Annotated in this window: 1 pseudogene; it reads left to right on the top strand. The window is 59.6% G+C overall.

The annotated features are described in order from the left end of the window. Window positions 1–297: pseudogene (gene groEL, locus ACWUKX_RS31055) on the top strand (chaperonin GroEL); the annotation flags it as partial.

The raw sequence follows: 297 nt of genomic DNA, 5'->3' as shown, positions 1-297 counted from the left end.
TCACGGTCGAGGAAGCCAAGACCGCAGAGACCGAACTCGAAGTCGTCGAAGGCATGCAGTTCGACCGAGGCTATCTCTCGCCCTACTTCGTCACCAACGCCGACAAGATGGTTGCGGATCTGGAAGACGCCTACATCCTTCTCCACGAGAAGAAGCTCTCCAACCTGCAGGCCATGCTGCCAATCCTCGAGGCTGTCGTGCAGACCTCGAAGCCGCTGGTCATCATCTCGGAAGACGTCGAAGGCGAGGCTCTGGCCACGCTCGTCGTCAACAAGCTGCGTGGCGGCCTGAAGATCG

Source organism: Mesorhizobium sp. f-mel (genome assembly GCF_053850215.1).
This window is presented reverse-complemented; position numbering and strand designations above follow the sequence as displayed.